The 23306-nt window shown below is 36.0% G+C and carries 20 protein-coding genes; 18 read left to right on the top strand and 2 right to left on the bottom strand.

The window, feature by feature from the left end:
• The first annotated feature begins 144 nt into the window (after positions 1 to 144).
• The 10 genes from CACET_RS21360 to CACET_RS12625 all read left to right on the top strand — a co-directional run bounded on the left by CACET_RS21360 (position 145) and on the right by CACET_RS12625 (position 10653).
• Positions 145 to 324 carry an AraC family transcriptional regulator gene (locus CACET_RS21360; protein WP_052661395.1) on the top strand — a complete coding sequence of 60 codons (180 nt, stop codon included), beginning with the start codon at positions 145 to 147 and terminating at the stop codon, positions 322 to 324.
• A gap of 95 nt (positions 325 to 419) precedes the next feature.
• Entirely contained in the window at positions 420 to 566 is a 147-nt protein-coding gene (locus tag CACET_RS21355; protein WP_423229892.1) for a hypothetical protein, read from the top strand.
• Positions 550 to 759 carry a hypothetical protein gene (locus CACET_RS21350; protein ID WP_052661397.1) on the top strand — a complete coding sequence of 70 codons (210 nt, stop codon included), beginning with the start codon at positions 550 to 552 and terminating at the stop codon, positions 757 to 759. The genes CACET_RS21355 and CACET_RS21350 overlap by 17 nt, the downstream gene beginning before the upstream one ends.
• Positions 760 to 892: 133 nt before the next feature.
• Entirely contained in the window at positions 893 to 2056 is a 1164-nt protein-coding gene (locus CACET_RS12655) for a phosphodiester glycosidase family protein (protein ID WP_044824710.1), read from the top strand.
• A 339-nt stretch (positions 2057 to 2395) separates the two neighbouring features.
• A complete protein-coding gene (locus tag CACET_RS12650; protein ID WP_052661399.1) occupies positions 2396 to 5515 on the top strand; it encodes an ATP-binding protein in 3120 nt (1039 codons plus the stop codon).
• Between the two features lie 335 nt (positions 5516 to 5850).
• Positions 5851 to 6903, top strand: a complete 1053-nt coding sequence (locus CACET_RS12645) for an iron-siderophore ABC transporter substrate-binding protein (protein WP_044824711.1) — start codon at positions 5851 to 5853, stop codon at positions 6901 to 6903.
• A complete protein-coding gene (locus tag CACET_RS12640; protein WP_044824712.1) occupies positions 6900 to 7898 on the top strand; it encodes a FecCD family ABC transporter permease in 999 nt (332 codons plus the stop codon). The genes CACET_RS12645 and CACET_RS12640 overlap by 4 nt, the downstream gene beginning before the upstream one ends.
• Entirely contained in the window at positions 7895 to 8929 is a 1035-nt protein-coding gene (locus CACET_RS12635; RefSeq protein WP_044824713.1) for a FecCD family ABC transporter permease, read from the top strand. The genes CACET_RS12640 and CACET_RS12635 overlap by 4 nt, the downstream gene beginning before the upstream one ends.
• The gene (locus CACET_RS12630) at positions 8926 to 9753 is read left to right on the top strand and encodes an ABC transporter ATP-binding protein (RefSeq protein ID WP_044824714.1); all 828 of its coding nucleotides are present in this window, start codon (positions 8926 to 8928) and stop codon (positions 9751 to 9753) included. Before CACET_RS12635 ends, CACET_RS12630 begins: the two co-directional genes overlap by 4 nt.
• Positions 9754 to 10050: 297 nt before the next feature.
• Positions 10051 to 10653: an MSMEG_1061 family FMN-dependent PPOX-type flavoprotein gene (locus tag CACET_RS12625; protein WP_044824715.1), complete on the top strand. Its 603-nt coding sequence runs from the start codon at positions 10051 to 10053 to the stop codon at positions 10651 to 10653.
• 218 nt (positions 10654 to 10871) lie between these two features.
• Here the strand turns inward: CACET_RS12625 and CACET_RS12620 are convergent, their stop codons facing one another.
• Positions 10872 to 11888, bottom strand: coding sequence for an aldo/keto reductase (locus CACET_RS12620; protein WP_044824716.1), 1017 nt, complete (start codon positions 11886 to 11888; stop codon positions 10872 to 10874).
• 493 nt (positions 11889 to 12381) lie between these two features.
• Here CACET_RS12620 and CACET_RS12615 point away from each other — a divergent pair, with 493 nt between their 5' ends.
• The 4 genes from CACET_RS12615 (at position 12382) to CACET_RS12600 (ending at position 15670) form a co-directional block, all read left to right on the top strand.
• The gene (locus CACET_RS12615) at positions 12382 to 12711 is read left to right on the top strand and encodes a PadR family transcriptional regulator (protein WP_044824717.1); all 330 of its coding nucleotides are present in this window, start codon (positions 12382 to 12384) and stop codon (positions 12709 to 12711) included.
• A 5-nt stretch (positions 12712 to 12716) separates the two neighbouring features.
• Positions 12717 to 13367, top strand: a complete 651-nt coding sequence (locus tag CACET_RS12610) for a hypothetical protein (protein ID WP_044824718.1) — start codon at positions 12717 to 12719, stop codon at positions 13365 to 13367.
• A gap of 87 nt (positions 13368 to 13454) precedes the next feature.
• The gene (locus CACET_RS12605) at positions 13455 to 14777 is read left to right on the top strand and encodes a B12-binding domain-containing radical SAM protein (protein ID WP_044824719.1); all 1323 of its coding nucleotides are present in this window, start codon (positions 13455 to 13457) and stop codon (positions 14775 to 14777) included.
• 188 nt (positions 14778 to 14965) lie between these two features.
• A complete protein-coding gene (locus tag CACET_RS12600) occupies positions 14966 to 15670 on the top strand; it encodes a polysaccharide deacetylase family protein (RefSeq protein WP_044824720.1) in 705 nt (234 codons plus the stop codon).
• A gap of 427 nt (positions 15671 to 16097) precedes the next feature.
• Here CACET_RS12600 and CACET_RS12595 read toward each other — a convergent pair whose 3' ends face one another.
• Entirely contained in the window at positions 16098 to 16790 is a 693-nt protein-coding gene (locus tag CACET_RS12595) for a YczE/YyaS/YitT family protein (RefSeq protein ID WP_044824721.1), read from the bottom strand.
• A 361-nt stretch (positions 16791 to 17151) separates the two neighbouring features.
• Between CACET_RS12595 and CACET_RS12590 the strand changes: the two genes are divergently transcribed.
• The 4 genes from CACET_RS12590 to ftsH all read left to right on the top strand — a co-directional run bounded on the left by CACET_RS12590 (position 17152) and on the right by ftsH (position 22587).
• A complete protein-coding gene (locus CACET_RS12590; protein ID WP_044824722.1) occupies positions 17152 to 18267 on the top strand; it encodes an amidohydrolase in 1116 nt (371 codons plus the stop codon).
• Positions 18268 to 18385: 118 nt separating this feature from the next.
• Complete coding sequence (locus CACET_RS12585) at positions 18386 to 19060, top strand: response regulator transcription factor (RefSeq protein WP_044824723.1); 675 nt, start codon at positions 18386 to 18388, stop codon at positions 19058 to 19060.
• Entirely contained in the window at positions 19057 to 20346 is a 1290-nt protein-coding gene (locus CACET_RS12580) for a HAMP domain-containing sensor histidine kinase (protein WP_052661401.1), read from the top strand. The genes CACET_RS12585 and CACET_RS12580 overlap by 4 nt, the downstream gene beginning before the upstream one ends.
• 426 nt (positions 20347 to 20772) lie before the next feature.
• Positions 20773 to 22587 (top strand): ATP-dependent zinc metalloprotease FtsH, encoded by a 1815-nt coding sequence (ftsH, locus tag CACET_RS12575; RefSeq protein ID WP_044824724.1) that lies wholly within the window; start codon positions 20773 to 20775, stop codon positions 22585 to 22587.
• The last annotated feature ends 719 nt before the right edge of the window (positions 22588 to 23306 follow it).

Here is a 23306-nt window from a genome sequence, read left to right as displayed (position 1 = left end):
TTTTACACAAAACCAACATGAAAACCTATGTGGTGTGTATGGATTTGCATGAATTTTACTGCAAGGTTTTTTATAAAAAAGGTATTAGCTGTCAAGCGTAGGATATAGATCTAGTATTATACTATTGATAAGGAGGTGCTTATGATGCACGCATGGGAAGGAATACAAAAAACTATAGATTATATCGAGGGAAATATGTCTGAAGAGATTAAGATTGAAGAACTGGCAGAAATGGCGGCACTCTCGCAATTTTATTTTCAGCGCTTATTCAAACGGTTGGTAAAGAAGCCGGGGAATGAATATATAAAGCTGCGTATGGGATAACGCCAAAAGAATTTCGGGCTAATCCCCTCCGTCTTAATCAGATCTTGAAGCCAGAGTTACTGCTAAATTACGTGATGATTGATGAAGATGTACCGTTGATTACTGACAGCATAGTTCTAGAAATCACCCGCAGGAAACTGGATACCACTGAAAACTATGTTGGTCTTTCTGCTCAAGTCTCTATATCTCAGGCGCCTGTTGGTGAGGTGACTGGCATCCGAGTATGTGGTATGCTGTTTTGAAGCAGAGAGCTTTGAGGAGCTTACTACTTCTGCGCTGGGCAAAGCCATGAACTACCTCTTTGGAACTTGGTTGGCAAATCAAAAATTGACAACACGACCTTTTTTAGCGGAAAAATATTATAAGGGTATGTCGGATGTCGCTTATATGGAGATATGGGTTATTCCCGTTCCAATGGAGGAAGATGAATTTTGACCATCCCCAAGAAGGCAAAAGTAGATTGAAAAGAAGATAATGGAACTTACAAAGGAATATTTTATAAGATATAAGCAGGAATTATAGGACTCTTGCCGAATAGGTATTAAAACTAATCGCAGGAGGAATTCAAATGAAAATGAAAAAAACATGTTTTTTAATGACTTTACTTTTTTTCTTCAACTTATCTAGCTTCTATTCTGTAGCCAGTTCAGAGAGTGTTACTTACAGCAGCATGAAGGTTCAAGGTAAAAATATTCATGTTGTAACCGTTAATTTTAACAATCCCAATCTTAGTTTTGACGTTATAAATGCAAATGATAGTCGAGTAGGTTGGGAGGATTTTACTAGTATGATAAACAGAAGTACACCGGTTGCTGCTATTAACGGAAATTATTTTAATGCATATGCACAAAATGAAGCAGATATCATTCCTTGGGGATATATTTATAAGAATGGGAAACAAATTAACAGTGGCGCTACTATAAATCGTGGTTCATTCGCTGTCACAAAAAATAGAGAAATTATTATTAACAATGGAGAAGAATTTGCCAAAGATAATATTGAAACAATGGTAGAGGCAGGTCCCTTACTTATTTTAGATGGGAAAATAGTATATGATCCAGCAAACAGTGAATTTACTGAGGACAAAATTAACCAGAATCCTGCTCAAAGGTCTGCTATTGGAATCACAGCCGATGGGAAGGTGCTGATGGTTACTGGATCAAGCATTAGAATGACAGAATTGGCCAGTATTATGAAGGAAATTGGATGTATTGCGGCTACCAATCTTGATGGAGGAGCATCTTCTGCACTTTATGCAAATACTAGATATATTACAAGACCAGGCAGGAAGTTAAATACAGTATTGGCGGTTTATGACAATGAAAAGTCAGCTAATAGCAACATGAATGAGTCAAGTCAACCTACCTCTTCTAATACTGAAGAAGCAATACAAATTATCGTAAATAATCAAAAACTTCAGCTACCATCACCTGCAATGATTTTAAATGCAAGGACGATGGTTCCAATATCTGCTGTAGCAGAAGCTTTAGATGCTGAAGTTAAATGGCATGCTTTAGAAAGACAAGTTGTTATAAGTAAAGATACAGTTAATTTAATACTTACAATAGATTCAGTTAATGCCTTAGTTAATGACGAGGTTGTCTTGCTAGATGCACCACCTATTATAGCAAATTCAAGAACTTATGTACCCATTTCCTTTATATCCAACGCCTTCGGTGTAAAAACAACCTGGGATTCTTCAACAAGAAGTGTTAATATTGTATCGGAGTAGTTTTTTAAATAGAGGACTTCTGTGTAATCCCTTTAGAAGACCTTTACAGTAAAAATATATTAATTTGCCACCCAATTTTACAGCTGGGTGGCAAAACTGTTTTAGGTGTGTCATTCTCTTTATTTTAGTTTCTATAGGATACGGTGCAAGAATATCAACTAATGCTGAATTGGTTGTAGATCAAGGAAAGATGTAAAAAAATAGGACAAATTAAAGGAATATTATGGATTATGTAGAAATTCATTAAATAATATATACGACCTATTAAGTGGATAACTATATTGCTACCCCGATGTAGAAGTTATGCAAACTGACATAGTAAAATAAGGAGGACTTTAAATGGATGAATTGATATTGCCAAGTGATAATGATATGAAAACCCTTGTACAAAAGCTTGATTGGAGCAGCACATCGTTAGGTACAATGGAAGAATGGGACGCAAGCTTATGTAGTATAACTGCTATGCTTCTTGAAAATCGATTTCCTATGGCACTGTGGTGGGGGGATGATTTAACAAACATATATAACGATGCTTACATATCTTCACTGGGCAATAAGCATCCAGAAGCTCTAGGGAAACCAGCCATTGAGGTGTGGCAGGAAATTTGGCATATTATAGGACCGAAAGTAGATGCAGTCCTAACCGGTCAAGGTGCCACTTGGGATGAACATTTATTATTGCCTATGAACCGAAGAGGTTTTTTAGAAGAAACCTATTATACTTTTTCCTATGGTCCAATTCGGGATGATGCTGGGAACATCAGAGGCATACTTGTAACTTGTCAGGATACAACAACTCAAGTTCAGTTTGAACGCCAGCTTCGATTGTTACGTGATTTAGGGGCACATGTGGCCATGACGTCTGCAGAAGAAGCATGTCTAACATCTGCGGAGATATTAACAAAGTATCATATTGATATTCCCTTCACCCTTCTCTACCTAGTGAGTGAGGATGGAGGGAAAGCCAATTTGATAGCAACAACTGGACTTAGTGAATATGAAGGTTCTATAAAAAATCCATGTATTGATTTACAAATTGGAGCAGAAGGTTGGCCTTTAAGTAAAACTAATAAATCGGATAATATGTTGGTTGTAGATAATCTAGAATCACGGTTCGGGACCCTCACTAATAAAGGCTGGGGGACTGTACTAAATTCTGCGGTAATTCTCAGCCTAACAGGAGCAGGAAAAACAAACCCCTATGGTTTTCTGATAGCTGGAGTAAATCCTTTACGAGTGCTGGATGAACAATACAAGGAAATGTATAGACTCACAGCAAATCAAATTGTAGCTGGTATTGCCAAGGCTCATGCATATGAGGAAGAGAGAAAACGTGCTGAAGCCCTTGCTGAAATCGATAGAGCTAAAACCAACTTTTTCTGTAACATCAGTCATGAGTTCCGTACACCTTTAACGCTAATTCTAGGTCCTCTAGAGGAGCTGCTGCAAGGACCATTAATGGAGGAGACCCGTGGAGAACTTGAGACTATCCACCGTAATGCATTAAGGATGTTAAAGCTAGTTAACTCACTTTTGGACTTTTCTAGTATTGAAGCGGGACGGGTTCAGGCGGTTTATAGAGCAACTGATTTGTCTACTTATACAGCAGAATTAGCAAGTGCTTTTAGATCCATGATTGAAAGGGTTGGGATGAAGCTGGTTATAGATTGCCCGCCACTACCGGAACCAGTATATGTTGATCAAGGAATGTGGGAGAAAATAATTCTTAATCTCTTAATAAATGCGTTTAAATTTACCTTTGATGGACAGATTACTGTAGCGATAAGGTGGCAAGGGGATTATGTGAAGTTAACTGTGGAGGATACAGGTATAGGAATCCCTAAACATGAACAGTCTAAGCTTTTTGACAGATTTCATCGAGTGGAGAATGTAAAATCACGGACCCATGAAGGTAGTGGTATAGGTCTATCTTTAATTAAAGAACTTGTAAAACTTCATGGAGGATTCATTGGAGTGGAAAGTGAAGTAAACTGTGGTAGTAAATTTTTTATAAAAATACCTAAAGGTTCAGACCATTTACCTCAGGATCAAATAGACCATAGCCATATAGAAACTTCCATTGAAACAGGAGCAGCTTCCTATGTAGATGAAATCTCTAGTTGGGTACCAAAAGTATTTACTAAAGAAGTAGATTCTAAGATATCATCAACGCTGCTTGCTGCTACTGGATTATCTTCCGATCGAATTCTTATTGTTGAGGATAACAAGGATATGCAGGAGTACTTGTACCGTCTCCTAGGACAAAAATGGGATGTTGAGGTGGTATCTGATGGGCTAACAGCTTTGGAAGTTGCGTTATTAAATCCTCCCAGCTTAATATTAACTGATGTGATGATGCCAGGGTTGGGGGGCATAGAACTTTTACGTAAGCTTCGCTCAAATCCTCATACAAGAGAAATACCTATTATTCTTCTGTCAGCACGAGCAGGAGAAGAAGCCAGAATAGAAGGATTAGAGGAAGGGGCGGATGATTATTTAGTTAAACCCTTTAAAGCTCGTGAGCTTATTGCGAAAATTGACGCTCAAATCAAGCTGATCAAAATTAGACGTGATGCATTAGAAAGAGAAAATAAACTATTGCAAGAATCTAAAAAACTTAATGAGATTATTATTAAAATGAAAAGTGAAAAAGTCAGGGCTCTTGAGGATGCTATGAAGATAAAGGATGAATTTTTAGTAATTATGTCCCATGAGTTTAAGACACCACTAAATGTAATCAATGCTGCATTACAAGCCATAAATGATTTATATAGTCACCTATTACCTGAAAAGGTAAAAAAGCATCTTAAAAGAATTAAAACTAATTGTTTTAGACAAATCAGGCTTGTAAATAATCTTCTTGATATTACCAGGTATAACGCAGGTCATATGAAGTTACATAAGCGGAACCTAGATATAGTATTTTTATCTCGGTCTATAACAGAGTCCGTGCTGATCTTTGCTAATCAAAAGGGCGTCGGTATATACTTTTCTAGCAGTATTGAGGATTTAGAAATGGCTATAGATGAGGAAAAATATGAAAGAATATTATTAAATCTTTTATCTAATGCTATTAAATTTACACCTAAGGGTAACTCAATCTACGTTCATGTATTCTGTGAAGGAAGTAAGGTTTTAATTTCAGTTAAGGATGAAGGTGTGGGAATACCACAGGACAAGCAAGAACATGTATTTGAACGTTTTGGTCAGGTGGACAATACACTTACACGACAAGCAGAAGGAACGGGAATAGGATTATCTCTGGTAAAGACACTGGTATCAGCTTTTGATGGTACTATTGAATTAGAAAGTAAAGTTGGTTGTGGCAGTACATTTACTGTAATACTCCCTATCACTAAACAGAAGGATGACCTCCCTACACCAGAGAAGTTTCAACTACCAGACAATAGGATTATGCAAGCTGTAGAAATAGAATTTTCAGATATATATGTAAGTTAGTTTTAGATGAATTAATACTATAGATAAATTCAGTAACATATTTAGGTTGTACATTGACTGATATAATAAAACTGAGAGGATTTTAAGTACAAACATATTGAAGACAAAGTGAACTCGTTTTAGCTTGCTGAAACGAGTTCACTTTTTTAGTTATCACTTGTCTGTAGGTTTCGACATGAGTATAAAAAGAAATCCAATAGAAGATCAAATAAATAAGTTGACTGATAATAATTATCGCTGTATAATGATAATCATTACAGTGTTGATCAATACATATTTTAGCTTAACGCAATATCATCCATTATTTTATGTAACAAAGAGAGGAAGAGAATATTATGAAATTCAAAAAACTACAGTCTATCTTTGTAATGGCAATCCTACTTATTCTTGTACTAACAGGTTGTGCAAACTCACCAGCAATATCATCTGATGCAGATCAAACTAACACTTACAGCAATGGACCTGGTTCCTCTACCGTATATCCAATCACCATCCAACATGTATTTGGAGAAACAGTTATTGAAACTGAACCAAAAAGAGTTGCTGCCATCTCTTGGGGGAACCAAGATGTGCCATTGGCCTTAGGTGTAGTTCCTGTAGGGGTCTCCGAAGCAAACTATGGAGTAACAGATGGTAGTGGTCTTTTGCCCTGGACATTAGCTAAATTTAAAGAATTAGGAATTGATAATCCTATTCTTTTTAGAGACACCGATGGACTGGACTACGAAGCCATTAGTGATGTTCAGCCAGATGTTATCTTGGCAGCTTATTCAGGTATCACTCAAGAAGAATATGATCTATTGAGCAAAATTGCACCTGTTGTGGCATATACAACCCATCCATGGCAGACCTTCTGGCGAGATCAGATTGTTTTGAATGCAGCTGGGCTAGGAATGAAATCAGAAGGCCAAGAGTTAATAAGTGAACTGGAGAATCTTATAGCAGAAAAAATTAGTGAATATCCAGAAAACATAGGAAAAACAGCAGCTTTCTTTTATTTTAATCCATCAGACCTAGGAAAGTTTTACATATATCTTCCTAACGATCCTCGTGCAGCATATCTTACAGATTTGGGTATGATGCTTCCAGAGAGTATTGCAAAATTGGCTAAAGAATCCGATAGTTTTGCTTTAGAGCTGAGTGCAGAAAATGTGGATTTGATTGAAGACATTGATATTATCATCACCTACGGGAGTGATGCACTAATAGAAGCATTACAGGCAAATCCTCTTCTTGGAATGATTCCAGCAGTAAAGAGAGGTTCTATAGCAGTAATTGAAGATGGTACGCCTTTAGCAGCATCGGGAACACCTAGTGCTCTGTCCATTCCAGCCACCATCGATGAATATCTAAGCATAATTGGAGAGGCAGCTGAAAAAGTAGAATGAAACCTTCTAGAATAATCCTATTACTATTTGTCAGTTTACTCAGTTTAGCATTATGTATTTTCGCCTCCTTGGCATTTGGGGCACGTTTTATAAGCCTGAATGAAGTACTGGATACTTTGATACATTCTAGAATGACAACGATTAATGAAATTGTTGTCCATGAAAGGATTCCAAGAACGGTTTTCGGCATCATGGCGGGAGCAGCTCTTGGGATATCTGGTGCTCTTATGCAGGCTATTACTAGAAACCCAATTGCAGATCCCAGTATTTTAGGTGTCAATACGGGTGCCTCGTTGTTCGTCGTGGGGGGTATTGCTTTTTTTCACATTAATTCTGCTGAAGAGTATATTCTATTTGCTTTGATAGGTGCAGCAATTACAGCAGTGTTTGTTTATGGAATAGGCTCCATGGGACAGGGAGGAACGACGCCAATCAAGCTTGCCTTGGCGGGGGCAGCCACCAGTGCTGCTCTATCTTCGTTAGTCAGCGCAATTATTCTGCCTCGTACAGACGTTATGAATGCTGTTCGCTTCTGGCAAGTGGGAAGCATCAGCGGAGCCACTTGGGAAGGTATATCCTCCGTACTTCCATTTCTCATTGTTGGATTGGTCTTAGGTGTGTTGTCGGCTCCTGCATTGGATGCACTTGCATTGGGAGATGACATTGCAACAGGTCTAGGGGTTCGTACAGGCGTTGTAAGACTGGTAGGAGCATTGGCAGGGGTTCTACTTTGTGGTGCAACTACAGCACTGGCAGGACCCATCGGCTTTGTAGGTCTTATGGTTCCTCATACGATGCGTCTTATCTGTGGTCCTAATTTGCGATTGATCATACCTATGTCAGCTATTGGTGGAGCTGTGCTTTTATTGCTTTCAGATGTTCTAGGAAGACTGATTGGTAGTCCAAGTGAACTAGAAGCAGGGATTGTGACGGCATTTATCGGAGCTCCAATACTTGTTATTATTGCCATGAGAGCGAAGGTGCGAGCCTTATGATGGGAGATAAACTTAATATCATTAGATTGGGATACCGCAAGAGACAGATCCGTTGGATAGTAGTGACTTTAATTCTAGCCACAATAACTTTATCCCTCTGTGTTACTCTACTTTTGCTTGGAAATAGTAAGTACTCCCTTGAAGTTGTCATTAGAGTGCTTCTGGGAGAAGAGATTCAGGGTGCTTCTTTTGCCATTAGCACCTTACGATTACCAAGAATGCTAGCGGGTCTTCTAGTGGGCATAGGATTTGGGATGGCAGGCAGTACTTTTCAGACAATACTACGAAACCCCTTAGCCAGTCCAGATATCATAGGAGTAACAGCTGGATCCAGCGTAGGGGCTATGTTTTGTATACTAGTATTAAAAATGAGTGGAACTATTGTTTCAGTAGTCTCTGTAATTTCAGGACTTCTGGTGGCAGTGTTGATTTACTTGTTCTCCAAGGTAGGGGGCTTTTCAGGAGGGAAGTTAATACTTATCGGAATAGGAATACAAGCAATGCTTAATGCCGTTGTATCCTTTCTATTACTAAAGGCACCACAATATGATGTGCCTGCCGCATATAGGTGGCTTAGCGGTAGCTTAAACGGCATTCAAATGACCAATATCCCGAGCCTTTTTATTGTTTTAGTTATTTTTGGATCTGTAATCATATTGCTAGGAAGACATCTTAAAATTTTAGAGTTAGGAGAGCAATCCGCCACTACCCTTGGTGTAAGAGCTGACCTTGTACGATTCTTATTAGTTCTCAGTGCTGTATTTTTAATAGCCTTTGCTACTGCAGTTACAGGACCTATCAGCTTTGTGGCTTTTCTGGCTGGACCGATTGCAACTAGAGTTGTAGGTAGTGGAGCCCCAAATGAATTTCCAGCAGGGCTTGTGGGAGCCATTTTAGTACTTGGGGCTGATCTTATTGGTCAGTTTGCCTTTGGAACCAGATTCCCAGTAGGGGTGATTACGGGTATTCTAGGGGCACCTTATCTAATAATATTACTTATTCGCATGAATCGAACAGGAGGGTCAGCATGAAGACATCACAATCATTAAAAGGTAATCATATTCATTCTGGGTATGATAAAAAAATTATTATTGACGGTATTGATATCGTTATTCCAAACAATAAAATCAGTGTTATTATTGGTGCCAATGCCTGTGGTAAGTCTACTTTGCTTAAGACACTTGCTAGGTTGATCCAACCTACCTCTGGAGAAATCATCCTTGACCAAAAGAGAATCAGTGAAATTCCACCAAAACAATTAGCTAAGGTTTTGGGACTTCTGCCACAATCTCCAGTTGTACCAGAAGGCATAACTGTAGCAGATTTGGTGGGAAGAGGAAGATTTCCCTATCAATCTTTTTTTAAGGGATTAGGCAAAAAAGATTATGAGGCTATAGAAGAGGCTTTAGAAATTATGGGAATCACGGATCTAGCAAATCGTTGTGTGGAGGAACTCTCCGGAGGCCAGCGGCAACGTGTATGGATCGCTATGGCACTTGCCCAACAGACAGATATCCTTCTGTTGGATGAGCCTACGACATATCTTGATATTACTTATCAGGTTGAAATCCTTGATTTGTTGACAGACCTAAATAGAAAGCGAGCTACAACCATCGTCATGGTTCTCCATGATATCAATTTATCTGCTCGCTATGCAGATTATATCTTTGCACTTCATAAGGGAAATCTTATTGCTGAGGGATCTCCCTCTGAAATCATAACAGAAGCACTAATTAAACAAGTTTTTGATCTTGATTGCTCCGTTATAAAGGATCCAGTTTCTGGATCTCCCTTTATCGTACCAAAGGGAAGATATCATGTGAATTTGCAAACGTCAGCTACTTATACTAGTTGATAAGAAACCTACATATGAATCCTTGATACAAAAAGGATTATAAAACTAATTTTTATAATATAAAATTATTAGTGTTAACTGAAACCATAATTTGTCATCCTGAGAGGAGCAAAGCGGATTCGAAAGATCTTAGAATTAGCAAAAATCTTCATTGTTCGAAGATCCTTCGCTGCACTCAGGATGACAGCTCGAGAGAAATTTGCAAATAATTATGTTGAGTTAACGCTTATGAATATAAAATAATAATACTGATAATAAAAGACGATTTAGAATAGATACTTAAAGGAGAGCAATTTTATGGAGCTAATAAATTTTTCTCGCAATAGCGTTTCTACAAAGGAAGAACTTAGAGAGTTAATTGGGGAACCTCATGAGTTGGTCATAAAAAAGAGCGTTTCAATTTTAGATGACCAATGTAAAAGATTTATATCGATGTCACCGCTATTGTTCCTCTCTACATCTGATGCAGAAGGAAAATGCGATGTATCACCACGAGGCGATCAAGCAGGATCAGTAATAATTTTAAACAAACATCAATTAGTTATTCCTGATCGCCCTGGTAACAAACGGCAAGATTCTAACCTCAATATTTTATCTAATCCACATGTTGGTCTGATATTCATTATTCCAGGATTAGAAGAGGTACTGCGCATCAATGGACGTGCAATGTTGATTAAGGATAAAGAAATATTAAATAAAATGGCTTTAAAAGGTAATATTCCACTACTGGGAATAGGAGTAGATGTAGAAGAATGCTTTGTCCATTGTTCTAGACCATTAAAAGAATCAAATATTTGGAAACCAGAGACCTGGCAAACTCCAGAGACTCTACCCTCAGCATCGGAAATATTTCACGCTCATTTAAAGATAAATGGTGTTGAATTAAAAAAAGAATCGTGAAGAATCAATGAAAAAGTCTAATTTCTACTGAACTGATTGTATCACCCCTTAAACTTGATTTCTATACATCAGGCTTGGTGTTTGCAACCTCACAAGACAGATAAAATCAACAAACCTGATTATAAAATCCCACCTACGCTAACGTTTAAAGGTGGGATTTTAACTCTAGAGATATAGTTTAGATAAATATTCGTGAGTAGTATACGTATAATACTTAATTATTTTTTTCCCTCCAAATTACCAACGACCTCTCTTAGCATATCTCGAATTGGAAGATCATAGGGACACTTTGGCTCACATGCTCCACAATCTAGACAATCTGATGCCTTCGCTGGTAAGGTGCCATATCTATCAAGGGCCCAGTCTTGAAGGTCATAGCGGGTATAGTATCCACTTAGTAAAAACTGAGTTGGAATATCAATTTTTTGAGGACAGGGTAAGCAGTAGCCACATCTTCTACAAAATGTTAGTCCTAACTTATCTGCTATCTCTGTTAATGTTTTTCTTTCGTCATCGGAGAGAGGTTTATAGGCAATACCTACTTCACTATTTTCATAAACTTGTTGGGCATTATCTATCCCTGGAATAACTACACTTACACTCTTATTTTCTAGTATGAACCTTAGAGCTAAATTCCCATTGTTTAAAGCCCCTCCTGATAAGGGCTTCATTACAATAACACCAATATCCCTTTCTGCAGCCCTTTTAAAAACAGCTTCAGCTTGACGTTCCACTGCACTGTAGGGAAATTGTATAGTGGCAAAATCATCGGTTTCTACAACTTTTTCAATTATTTCAAGGCTATGGCTAGAGATACCTATCTCCTTTACTTTACCTTCCATTTTAGCCTCTACTAGAGCTTTGTATGCACCATTTTCTGACATAACATTCTCATAGTCCTCTATAGTCTTCACATTATGAAGTTGATAAAGATCTATCGTTTTGACTTGAAAATTATTAAGACTGACTTCAACTTCTTTTTTCATTGACTCATAGTCCCTAGCCATGGTTTTTGTTGCTAGTATCCAATGCTCTCGGTTTCCCTTAATTCCTTTACCTATTAATTCTTCGCTTCTGCCATAGGCCCTGGCGGAGTCAATAAAATTAATGCCCCGTTCAGCTGCTAACTCAATAAGCTTGATTGCTTCCTCATCCTCTAGTCTTTGTAAGGGGATTCCTCCAAAGCCTATAACACTAATGTTGAGATTTGTTTTCCCCAAACGTCTTTTTTCCACAGTAATGCCTCCTTAATATATTACTTATAGATGTGCTGTTTCTAAATTAAGGTTCTAATATACACGGTCTATGGTTTTCTCCCAAAGCCGTGGATGTAAATGTAACCTCTAGTGTATAAAAATTTGCTGGTACACATCTATACTTTCTAATAGTTCCTATGCATATATTTTACAACATATGCCTTAAATTCACCAGTGCAAGTTCTTGATTTCGTGATAAATTCCTTAATAGGTATAGCAACAAAATCTTCTCTTTATTATTTCATTGTCTTTTTAAAAATACTATTATATTTGGAAAATTACCTTCAATTACTTTATTAAAATAACTTTCACTTTTACCTCAAAGGCCTGTTTCTCCAAGCGGAATGACTGTCCTAGGTTTAGGGGTATTTTATTTTAGGGGTAGAATTAAATTTTTTAAGCAATATTCTGAGTTGAATTAAATTGGTAGCTATGATAAAATTACCATAGAATATCTAGGTAGGTGTTGAAGATGAGTTTTGATCGTGAACTAATGAAGGGAAGCACTTCACTGATTATCCTAAACATATTAAAGGAATATGATATGTATGGGTATCAAATAGCAAAAGAAATGACTAGGCGTTCGGAGGAACAACTAGATGTAAAAGAAGGGACTTTGTATCCAGCTCTACATAAACTAGAGAAAAAGGGTTATGTAACATCCTATTTAAAGGAACAAGACAAAGGTCCAGCAAGAAAATATTATCGACTAACGCAAGAAGGCTTAATAATACTAAAACAGAAGAAGAAAGAGTGGAACATTTTTTCTAAAATGATTGATGGGATGCTGGAGGGTGAGTAATCATAATGAATAAGAAAGCTCAGTATCTCCAAAGTCTTCGTAGTTCTTTGTTGGAGAAGAATATAGCTGAAACAGATAATATACTTTTAGAATATGAGAGCCATATTCAGGACAAGGTTTATCAGCTAATGATATGTGGTATAGATGAGAAACTGGCATTAGAACAGACTATAGATGAAATGCCTCCGACTCAGGAGGTTGCTGTTTTATACAGCCAAGAACAGTATAGCATCAGTATCCCCAGCTTTATTTTACTCCTAGTAAATGTGTGCATTGTTATTGTCGGGATATTCATTACAATTTCTCATATAAGTAATTTCCATAATATTCATTATCTGTGGAAATTTATGGAGGAAAGTAAATGGGTTTTGCTGATAAGCTATTCATTAATATGGTTAGTTATAGGTTATCTATATGGATATAGGAATGGTTTTTATCAAAAATCAAGATTCTACCAGTATACATGCCTAGCTGTGTTGCCTAATTATATTTTTATGGTTTTTATTTTGATTGGCTTTCAATATGGCTGGACACTTCGATGGTTTGATTTTCTTGATGATTCTATAAATTTTTTAGTATTGTGTGTGATCTTAACATTAGGATACTATCCAATGACTCAGTTAGGTCATCGAATAGGTGTATTAAGGGGAATCTGACCCTTTTTTTAAGTGAATACATAGAATAACTAGGTATATGTTGTTAAAATATATTGATAAGTCTATGTTAGGGGAGATGAATGTAGGGTGAAAAAAACTATTTTATTAATCACACCAGAAAATAGGGAAATTAATCGCTTTAGAAGGAAGCAGTTTAATAACTTTATACAAATAACAATGCCATATTTAGCAGCTTTTATCGATGAATCAAAATATGAAATCACTTTAGTAGATGAGTATAATCAAAGGATTCCCTATGATAGGGATTTTAGCCTAGTAGCCTTAACAGTTAATACATCAAATGCTACCCATTGCTATGAAATTGCTAAGATATTTAAGGAAAAGGGTTCAAAGATTGTAATGGGAGGACCGCATGTGACATTACTACCTGATGAGACTGAGGAGCATTGTGACTATATTATTATAGGAGAGGCGGAAGAAACATGGCCAATATTTCTAAATGATTTTTACCATAGTACTCCCTCAGATCGTTATTCTTGCAGTAATATTCCATCTCTAAATAAGCTACCTATCCCCAGAAGGGACTTAATTGGGAAGAGATATTTCACGAAGGGAGCAGTCTTCGCCACAAGAGGATGTCCTTATAAATGCAGCTACTGCAACTTGAAACAGATTTACTGTGATGAATTTAGAGTGCGACCTGTAGAAGATGTTATAGAAGATATAAGAAGTATTAAAAGTAAGTATTTTGTATTTTGGGATGATAACTTTTTTGGAGATATAAATTATGTAAAGAGTCTTATGAAGGAACTAAAAAAACTGAAAAAAAAGTGGGCTGCACAGGTTACCTTGGAGCGATGTAAAGATGAAGAATTGCTTCAGCTGGCAAAGGAGTCAGGGTGTATGTATTTATTTATTGGGCTGGAATCCTTTTCTGAGGAAAATCTTCAGGAGGTAAATAAAGGAATCAATGATGTAATGAAATACAAAAAAATAATTAACGCAATACATACTTATGGCATATCAGTACAGGCAGGTATTATCTTTGGATTTGATCATGATAGAAAAGACACCTTCGAAGCAACACTGAAAGCTTGTAATAACTTAGGGATAGACGGTACCACTGTAAGCATATTAACACCTCTGCCTCAAACACCTCTATATCAACAATTAAAAAAAGAGGAAAGGCTGTTGTCTAAGGATTGGAGGCATTACAATGGAAAAACATCCGTAGTTTATAAACCTAAAAACATGACGAAGGAGGAACTATATGAAGGCTATATGTGGTTTAGAAGGGAATTCTACTCATTTAAATCTATACTAAAAAGAATGATCATATCTAAAACCAATATAATGCATAATCTAATTGTTAATCTAGGCTATAAACTTAGCATTAGGGAAAATGGTTTTAAAAAAGCCAATAAAGATATTGAAACAAAACATAATTAAAATACAAGAATACCAAAGAATGTCAAAGTGTCAAAGGGACGCTTTGATTGGCATATTAACGAAATGAGCTGTATTTGTAAACCCTTGATAACTAAGCAAATATTATATATAATGTGTGGTAGCACATTTTTAGACTTGACACGATTATATAGTTCTGCTGAAACTTTGAATGTAAGAGAGGTTACTTTATGAATAAAAGAAGAAAAATAGCTATTGGTGCATCGGCTATATTAGTAATACTAGTTTTTTTAATTGGTGGATATAAATTAATGAATTCTAGAACATACCAATTGTTCGGTGGTTTAACTTATCGTGTAGATACACAGGAGAAAGTAGTTGCTTTGACATTTGATGATGGACCAACATCAAATGTAGAAGAAATACTACTCTTGTTGGATCAATACGATGCTAAGGCGACGTTTTTCCTTATTGGAAGTGAGTTAGAAAACAATATGTATTTAGGAAAAGATATAGCAAAAGCAGGACATCAAATTGGAAATCATACTTACTCTCATGAGAGAATGATTTTTAAAAGCCCTTCTTTTATTAAGAAAGAAATTGAAATGACCAATAATTTAATACGGGAAACTGGTTACAAAGGGGAGATAGATTTTCGTGCCCCTAATGGAAAAAAACTTGTTATTTTGCCTTATTATTTAAAAAAGCAAGGCATAGAAACAATTATGTGGGATATTGAACCAGAGAGCTATTATTTTTCTGTTTCTGATAAAGTAGATTATGTGAGTAATAATATTAAACCAGGTTCTATTATTTTGCTGCATCCAATGTATGATAATACTGAAAATGGGTTGAGAACTATTGAAGGTATATTAGAATCTTTATCCCAAAAAGGTTATAAATTTATTACTATTGATGCGTTGAAAAATATGTAGTTTGGTTTCTAGAAGATTTTTCATATAGTATTTTAAGGATCTTAATCAAGCTGATACTTTTATAAATATTTCATAAGGGTCAACTCAAACCATAATTTGTCATCCTTCGTTATCCCAAGATCCTTCGCTACACTCAGGATGACAGTTCGAGAGAATTTTGCTAATAACTGTGTTAGGTTAACGCCTATGATAAATATGTATAAAAGTATTGACAAACTTTTAGGTATAGGTTATACTCTTACTAAAGAGATGTTAAAAAAATAACGATAAATTGTCATGAAGACAATAAAGAAGATACAAAGCCATGAAGGTTGCAAAATAACCTTCATGGCTTTTTATTTTAAACAAATTCATAGTTTTTACTCCCCAGTTCACTAAGTTGGTTACCCTCCAGCTTAGTGAACACCCTATTTAGGTAAAAAAATTACTAAGGTTTCAAATTTTCAATTGCTTCTTTCTCATGAAACTCTTCTTTTTTATAACTAAAAAGGTTTTTATATGTTTGATCTAATGTTTCGTGTTTGATTTCTGTTGCATCAAACTTAAGCAACTTAAAGGTTGTCTGAACACAAAATCCTATCAAAAAGGCAGATAGAATTGTTCCAATACCAATCATGCCTCCAAGTCTCCAACCAACAAACACGGCTAAAAGCTCAATTGTTCCACGGCAGACACCTACGGGTAATCCCGTTTTTCGAGTAAGTGCAAACATTAAACTATCTCTTGGACCGGCTCCGAATGATGAACCAATGTAAAAGTATGAGGCTAAAGCGATTATAAACAGCCCTGTAATAAGCATGATGATTCCAAATATAGAGTTATTTGCTATAGGGATGATATGAAATCCAAGAAGGATATCGATAAATACCCCAATAAGCACCATGTTTAAAATAGTACCTAGCCCGAGTTTTTCCCCAAGCAATACCGTTATTATTCCAATAATTATTCCAGCTATAATTGAAACGGTTCCTATACTTATGCCTACTGTTTTTGCAAATCCAACATGGAAAGCATCCCATGGAGCATACCCCATATGGGCATTCATTGTAACGACAATCCCAAGGGCATATAGGACAAGTCCCCATAGTAAACGCAGCAGACGAGCATAAATTTGTTTCATAATAAAATCTCCTTGTATAAGTTATTTAGGTTAATAAAAGAAACCTATAATCTTTTTGAGTTGAAAAGTTATATAGCTATATGTATAATTAGATGATTAGAGTAGATGACAGTGTGCTTTCTTGTGATAATACATTTATCTCTATTATAAATGTATCAACAATGAAGTCAATAGAAATTAAATCTTACAGCAAATCCGCTTTTTATTCTACGGTTTCAATCGTAGGATGAAAGGCGTTTTTTTAAATCATGATAATTGATGGGGTAGGATAGAAACTATTTTAAGTGTATTATTAAACTAGTACGAATCTTAAAGCATTCGTTAGTTGGGGACGGAAAAATCATAAAGGAGAGATGAAAAGTTGAAACAAGAAAATTTAGTGTTAGTGAGACAGTTGCGGCATGAACTACACCGTATTCCTGAAATTTCAAACCATGAAGTGAAGACAAAACAAAGTCTAATGGACTTCTTAAAAAAGCATACAAACTTAGAAATTGTGGACAGAGGCCTTTGGTTTTATGCCATATATCATGCTGGTAATGATAAAAAAAATATTGCTTTTCGTGCAGATTTTGATGCAGTTCCTATGGATGAAAATATGAATATCCCTCATGGATCTCAAAATCCAGGTGTTTCTCATAAATGCGGTCATGATGGACATGCTGCTTCCCTTGCAGGTTTTGCTCTTGAAATTGATCAGTATGGTATAGATAAAAACATTTTTTTTCTTTTCCAACATGCAGAGGAAACTGGAGATGGAGCTGCCCAGTGTGTAGCTCTTATTAGAGAGCATAACATCGAGGAGATATTTGCCTATCACAATATGAGTGGAATGCCTTTAAATTCTGTCAATGTAATAGATGGGACCGTCAATTTTGCTTCTAGAGGAATGGCAATACACATGGAAGGTATCCCTACCCATGCTAGTCAGCCAGAACTTGGTACAAATCCTGCCTATGCGATTGCTAAGATGATTAATGCTATTCCACAGTATACATACGAAGTAAACAACAAGGGAATTATACTATGTACAATTATACAGGTGGATATTGGAGAAAGAGCCTTTGGTATAGCTGCTAGTAAAGGGAGTTTACTATTGACGATTCGTGCAGAGTTTGAAGAGGAATTAGATGAACTTCAAAAAAACCTTGAGAACCTTGCATTAAAAGAGGGAGAAGCATATGACCTCGAAGTAAATTTTTCCTATCATGATGTTTTCCCTGTAACATCAAACCATGGGGAAAGTTCTGATAAAATTAGGCAAGTTTGCAAGCAAACAGGCATTGAATTAATTGAAATGGAGGTAGGGTTTAGGACTTCTGAAGATTTTGGTCACTACTTGAAGGAGACGAAGGGTGCTATTTGCTACGTTGGAAATGGCGTAAATCATCCTCATATTCATACCAGTGGATATGACTTCCCAGATGAAATTATAGAAACCTCTGTAGAATTATTTAAAGGATTAGCTAAATTATAAATAAAAAATTCAGCCAAAAGTTCATACTCAGTTCATATTAACTTTATATAGTAGGATTAAGAAGAACCAAACTGAAGTTACTGTTTATAAAGTAAGATATAGAAAAGAGGTGAGATAAATGGTGAATATTCTAGTGGTGGAGGATGACAAAAATCTTCAAAAACTCATGATGGCTATCTTAAAACAACAGGGCTATCATGTTTTAAATGCCAAAGATGGATTAGAAGCCTTAGGAATATTGGATACTACTCATATAGATTTAATCATTAGTGATATTATGATGCCTAATATGGATGGATATACCCTGACAGATGCCCTTAGAAAATCAAATTATAATCTACCGATTTTAATGATCACTGCTAAAGAAACGCTTGAGGATAAAAAGAAGGGTTTTCTTGTGGGAACTGATGATTATATGGTAAAGCCTATCGATATGGATGAAATGGTTTTACGAGTAGCAGCCTTATTACGCCGATCTCGCATTGTTAATGAATCTAGGTTAATCATTGGTGAAATAGAATTTGATTACAATACATTGACTGTCAATAGAAAAGGAAATAGGAGGGTATTACCGAAAAAAGAATTTTATCTTTTATACAAACTTCTTAGTTATCCCAAACAAATATTTACAAGGCAACAACTCATGGACGAAATATGGGGCATGGAGGCGGAAACCGATGAGCGTACAGTGGATGTTCATATTAAGCGCTTAAGGGAAAAGTTTGTTGATTGTAGTGAATTTGAAATTGTTACGGTTAGGGGACTAGGATATAAGGCGGAGACAAAAACATGAAAAAGGTTACCTTAAAATTGGCTTTATTTTTTATTGTTCTTATCTGTACTTCATCTACTTTGTCCTTTGTTGTATCTACTCTTTACACGAAAAATATTGAAAATGAAATACAGTTAAGTCAAAAGGAAATCGCTATTTCTATACTAGAATTACAAAAAAAGACAGATTTAACGATAGAGGAAATTCTCAATATTATGCCTGCTTCAATGTATGAAATCAGTAGAATTGAGAATATTGAGGAGATGGAAATAACTGAGGGAAAATTAAAAAAGCTTGAAAACAATAAAACTATTTTTGTAACTGAAGGTAGATTTCATGACCCGGTAACAATACTGATGGTAGACGAGGCTTATATTCAAATAAGCCTATATCCCCACAATACTGTTTTTAAGATTGTTGCATCTCGTATATGGCTTTCGCTACTTTTGTATGTTACTATAGGGGCTTTGCTGGTTACATTATTAGCTAAAAGAGCAGTTAAACCGATACTAAAACTAACCGCTGCTACTCAAGAAGTGGCAAAGGGTAATTTCGATATACAGGTTGTAAACAAAAGCTGCGATGAGATTGGGCAGTTAACACAGCATTTTAACAAAATGACCAGAGAACTAAGAAATATAGAGCATCTCCGAAAAGATTTTATTACTAATGTATCCCACGAATTCAAAACGCCTATCGCGTCTATTCAAGGTTTTGCTAAGCTTTTGCAAAAAGGTAATTTATCTGAAATGGAAAGAGAAGAATATACAAATATTATTGTTGAAGAAACAACGAGATTGTCTAACCTTTCATCGAATATACTAAAGCTTTCAAAGCTTGAAAATCAAGAGATTTTAGAGAAAAAAGCAGTATTTTCCTTAGATGAACAAATTAGAAAAAGTGTTTTGCTGCTTGAGTATCAATGGAGTAAAAAGAATATTGAATTTGATATCCATCTTGATAAAGTTTCCTATCAAGGAGATGAGGAGTTACTTCAACAAGTTTGGATCAACCTAATAGACAATGCCATCAAGTTTTCCCATAGCAATAGTACCATCAATATTCAATTGAAGCAAATAGATGAGATTATAAAAGTCAAAATTATAGACCAGGGTATTGGGATGAAGAAAGAAACTATGGATCGAGTTTTTGAGAAATTTTATCAAGGAGACAAGTCCCATTCTCATGAAGGGAACGGATTAGGCTTACCGCTTGTAAAGCGTATCCTTGATTTATATGGTGGTAATATTTGTGTAGAAAGTAAACCTGATCAAGGAGCTGTTTTTATAGTGGAGCTGCCACTATAGGTTTTTAAAAATATAGCTATCTAGAATCTAAGAAGTTTAAACATGCTGTATTGATTAGTCATCAAATGCAGCATGTTTTTTGTGCCTAAAATAATAGTTCATATTTAGTTCATATTAGAAGTATACAATAGCTTTATATTATAGATGCGTGTTTTTAAGTTACGGTTTCGCCCCAAAACCGTGGAGCCCTTAGCATATTAAAATTTAGGGGTATACATCTATCATAGGCGTTAACTTAATACAATTATTACGAAAATTCTCTTGAACTGTCATCCTGAGCGCAGCGAAGGATCTTGGAGTAGCGAAGAATTTTACTAACACTAAGATCCTTCGACTCCGCTTTGCTCCACTCAGGATGGCAAATTATGGCTTAAGTTAACGCTAATGATACATCTATAAGAAAATGATCATAAAGGAGGTTGTGACATGAAAAAAGAAAAGTATCCTAAAAAACCAATGATTTATTATTATATAACAGCAATGATGGTTGTCATGCTATTAAACGCTTTTGTTTTTCCTTTAATAGTACAAAGAAACATTACTCAAGTAGACTATGGCACATTTTTAGGGAAAATTGAAGATGGTACCATACAAACTGTAGAAATCCAAGAAAATCAAATTGCCTTTACAGCATTGGATTATGAAGGAGAAGAAAAGATATTCGTAACAGGTCGTATGGATGATCCAGAACTAGTGAATCGCCTTTATGATGCTGAGGTTAGGTTTTCTAGAGTTATTCCAAAAGAAAATTCACCTTTAGTAAGCTTGATGTTAAGCTGGATTTTTCCCATTGTGATTTTTATCGCTCTTGGTCAAATGCTAACAAAATCTATCAATAAAAATATGGGGGGAGGGATGATGGGTTTTGGTAAGAGTAATGCCAAGGTTTATGTTGAAAAAGAAACAGGAAAAACTTTTTCTGATGTTGCAGGACAAAACGAAGCTAAGGAGGCTTTAACGGAAATTGTAGATTTTCTTAATAATCCAATAAAATATAAAGAAATAGGTGCCATTATGCCTAAGGGAGCTTTGCTGGTGGGACCACCTGGTACAGGAAAAACTCTTCTTGCAAAGGCTGTAGCGGGAGAGGCAAAAGTACCCTTCTTTTCAATTTCTGGTTCAGAGTTTGTTGAGATGTTTGTAGGTATGGGAGCTGCAAGAGTAAGGGATCTATTTAAACAGGCACAAGCTAAGGCGCCATGTATTATCTTTATCGATGAGATCGACACAATAGGTAAAAAACGGGACAATGGAGGCTTAGGAGGAAATGATGAGCGAGAGCAAACATTAAACCAGCTATTAACAGAGATGGATGGTTTTAGCGGAGAACAGGGGGTTGTTATTCTTGCGGCAACCAACAGACCTGAATCTCTTGACAAGGCATTACTTCGTCCAGGAAGATTCGACCGCCGTGTGCCGGTGGAGCTGCCAGACCTTTCAGGTAGAGAAGCTATACTCAAAGTTCATGCTAAGAAAATAAAAGTAGATAGCCAGATTGACTTCAACGCAATAGCTAGAGCAACCTCAGGGGCATCAGGAGCAGAACTTGCTAACATTATTAATGAAGGTGCCCTAAGGGCAGTAAAATGTGGCCGCAATTATGTAGTACAAAATGATTTAGAAGAAGCAGTAGAAGTTGTCATTGCAGGGTATCAGCGAAAAGGAGCTGTTATTTCACCAAAAGAAAAGCAGATTATTGCCTATCACGAAATTGGCCATGCCATTGTTGCTGCAAAGCAGATGGAATCCGCTCCTGTCCACAAAATTACCATCGTCCCCCGAACCTCTGGAGCTCTTGGTTACACGATGCAGGTGGCACAGGAGGAAAATGTACTGATGACGAAAGAAGAAGCCTTGAATAAAATTGCAACTTATACTGGTGGCCGTGCTGCAGAGGAATTAGTTTTTGGTACCTATACCTCAGGTGCTTCAAATGATATTGAACAGGCTACGAAAATAGCAAGGATGATGGTGACACGATTGGGAATGAGCAAAAACTTTGACATGATGGGATTAGAAACTGTTTCTAATCAGTACCTTGGAGGAGATGCATCTTTGACCTGTTCACCAGAAACTGCATCTAAAGTTGATGAAGAAGTGCTTGATATCATTAAAAAAGCTCATGAAAAGGCCATCAATATATTAAAGGAAAATATAGATAAGCTCCATGAACTATCTCGCTACCTTATTGAAAGAGAAACCATAACAGGAGAGGAATTTATGAGGATTTTATTAAACTAAAAAGGTGAATAAGGCTTGTAATGTAAGTAATGCTAATTAGAAATCATAGGCATTAACTTAACACAATTATTTCTAAAATCCTCTCCAATTGTCATCCTGAGGGTAGCAAAGGATCTTGGAATAATGATGACAAATTATAGTTTAGGTTCATGCTTATGAATTAGAAATAAAAGAAAGATAAAACAAAAATACGGATAAGGAAATATTTATAGAATTTGCTATAGTTGAAAAATAGGGAGGAAACTCCCTATTTTTATGTGCAATAATAGCATCTGCTAAGATATCAACAGATGTTTAACATGTTTTTAGATCATGAAGAAATTGATATGAAGATGCTTAGAGATGATAAATCATAACAAACCTGTAAAAAGCAAGTGTTGATTGGATAGGAGTAGGATGTAGGATATAATATAAGGATAACCGTATAAATAACATGGTAAGGATAGTTATTATAGATAACCAATTTTATACCTTAACAAAATACGCCTTCCTGCGGTTTCAGAAATGAACAATGTTAGCAATTCACTCCAGTGAAAAATCCTAAAATTTGCAAACTCGCTACCGCTCAAACATGCAAATTTCTTTACGGATTTTCCACTTACATGAATTGAACATTGTAGTCATTTCTTGCAAATGCATCCAGTCTGCATTTTGTTAAGCTTTGTAGCTGGTTATCTATATAGATGTGCGCTTCTAAAGTTAAATTTTAATATACACGG

It is taken from the genome of Clostridium aceticum (assembly GCF_001042715.1).
GTDB classification, from domain to species: domain Bacteria; phylum Bacillota; class Clostridia; order Peptostreptococcales; family Natronincolaceae; genus Andreesenella; species Andreesenella acetica.
The sequence above is the reverse complement of the archived record's forward strand: the minus strand, read 5'-3'. Positions and strand labels throughout refer to the sequence as shown.

What these genes read in the sequence shown, in the direction of transcription:
- CACET_RS21360 (WP_052661395.1), top strand. Translation starts at nt 145, where the DNA reads ATGCACGCATGGGAAGGAATACAAAAAACTATAGATTATATCGAGGGA.
- CACET_RS12655 (WP_044824710.1), top strand. Translation starts at nt 893, where the DNA reads ATGAAAATGAAAAAAACATGTTTTTTAATGACTTTACTTTTTTTCTTC.
- CACET_RS12650 (WP_052661399.1), top strand. Translation starts at nt 2,396, where the DNA reads ATGGATGAATTGATATTGCCAAGTGATAATGATATGAAAACCCTTGTA.
- CACET_RS12645 (WP_044824711.1), top strand. Translation starts at nt 5,851, where the DNA reads ATGAAATTCAAAAAACTACAGTCTATCTTTGTAATGGCAATCCTACTT.
- CACET_RS12640 (WP_044824712.1), top strand. Translation starts at nt 6,900, where the DNA reads ATGAAACCTTCTAGAATAATCCTATTACTATTTGTCAGTTTACTCAGT.
- CACET_RS12635 (WP_044824713.1), top strand. Translation starts at nt 7,895, where the DNA reads ATGATGGGAGATAAACTTAATATCATTAGATTGGGATACCGCAAGAGA.
- CACET_RS12630 (WP_044824714.1), top strand. Translation starts at nt 8,926, where the DNA reads ATGAAGACATCACAATCATTAAAAGGTAATCATATTCATTCTGGGTAT.
- CACET_RS12625 (WP_044824715.1), top strand. Translation starts at nt 10,051, where the DNA reads ATGGAGCTAATAAATTTTTCTCGCAATAGCGTTTCTACAAAGGAAGAA.
- CACET_RS12615 (WP_044824717.1), top strand. Translation starts at nt 12,382, where the DNA reads ATGAGTTTTGATCGTGAACTAATGAAGGGAAGCACTTCACTGATTATC.
- CACET_RS12610 (WP_044824718.1), top strand. Translation starts at nt 12,717, where the DNA reads ATGAATAAGAAAGCTCAGTATCTCCAAAGTCTTCGTAGTTCTTTGTTG.
- CACET_RS12600 (WP_044824720.1), top strand. Translation starts at nt 14,966, where the DNA reads ATGAATAAAAGAAGAAAAATAGCTATTGGTGCATCGGCTATATTAGTA.
- CACET_RS12595 (WP_044824721.1), bottom strand. Translation starts at nt 16,790, where the DNA reads ATGAAACAAATTTATGCTCGTCTGCTGCGTTTACTATGGGGACTTGTC.
- CACET_RS12585 (WP_044824723.1), top strand. Translation starts at nt 18,386, where the DNA reads ATGGTGAATATTCTAGTGGTGGAGGATGACAAAAATCTTCAAAAACTC.
- CACET_RS12580 (WP_052661401.1), top strand. Translation starts at nt 19,057, where the DNA reads ATGAAAAAGGTTACCTTAAAATTGGCTTTATTTTTTATTGTTCTTATC.
- ftsH (WP_044824724.1), top strand. Translation starts at nt 20,773, where the DNA reads ATGAAAAAAGAAAAGTATCCTAAAAAACCAATGATTTATTATTATATA.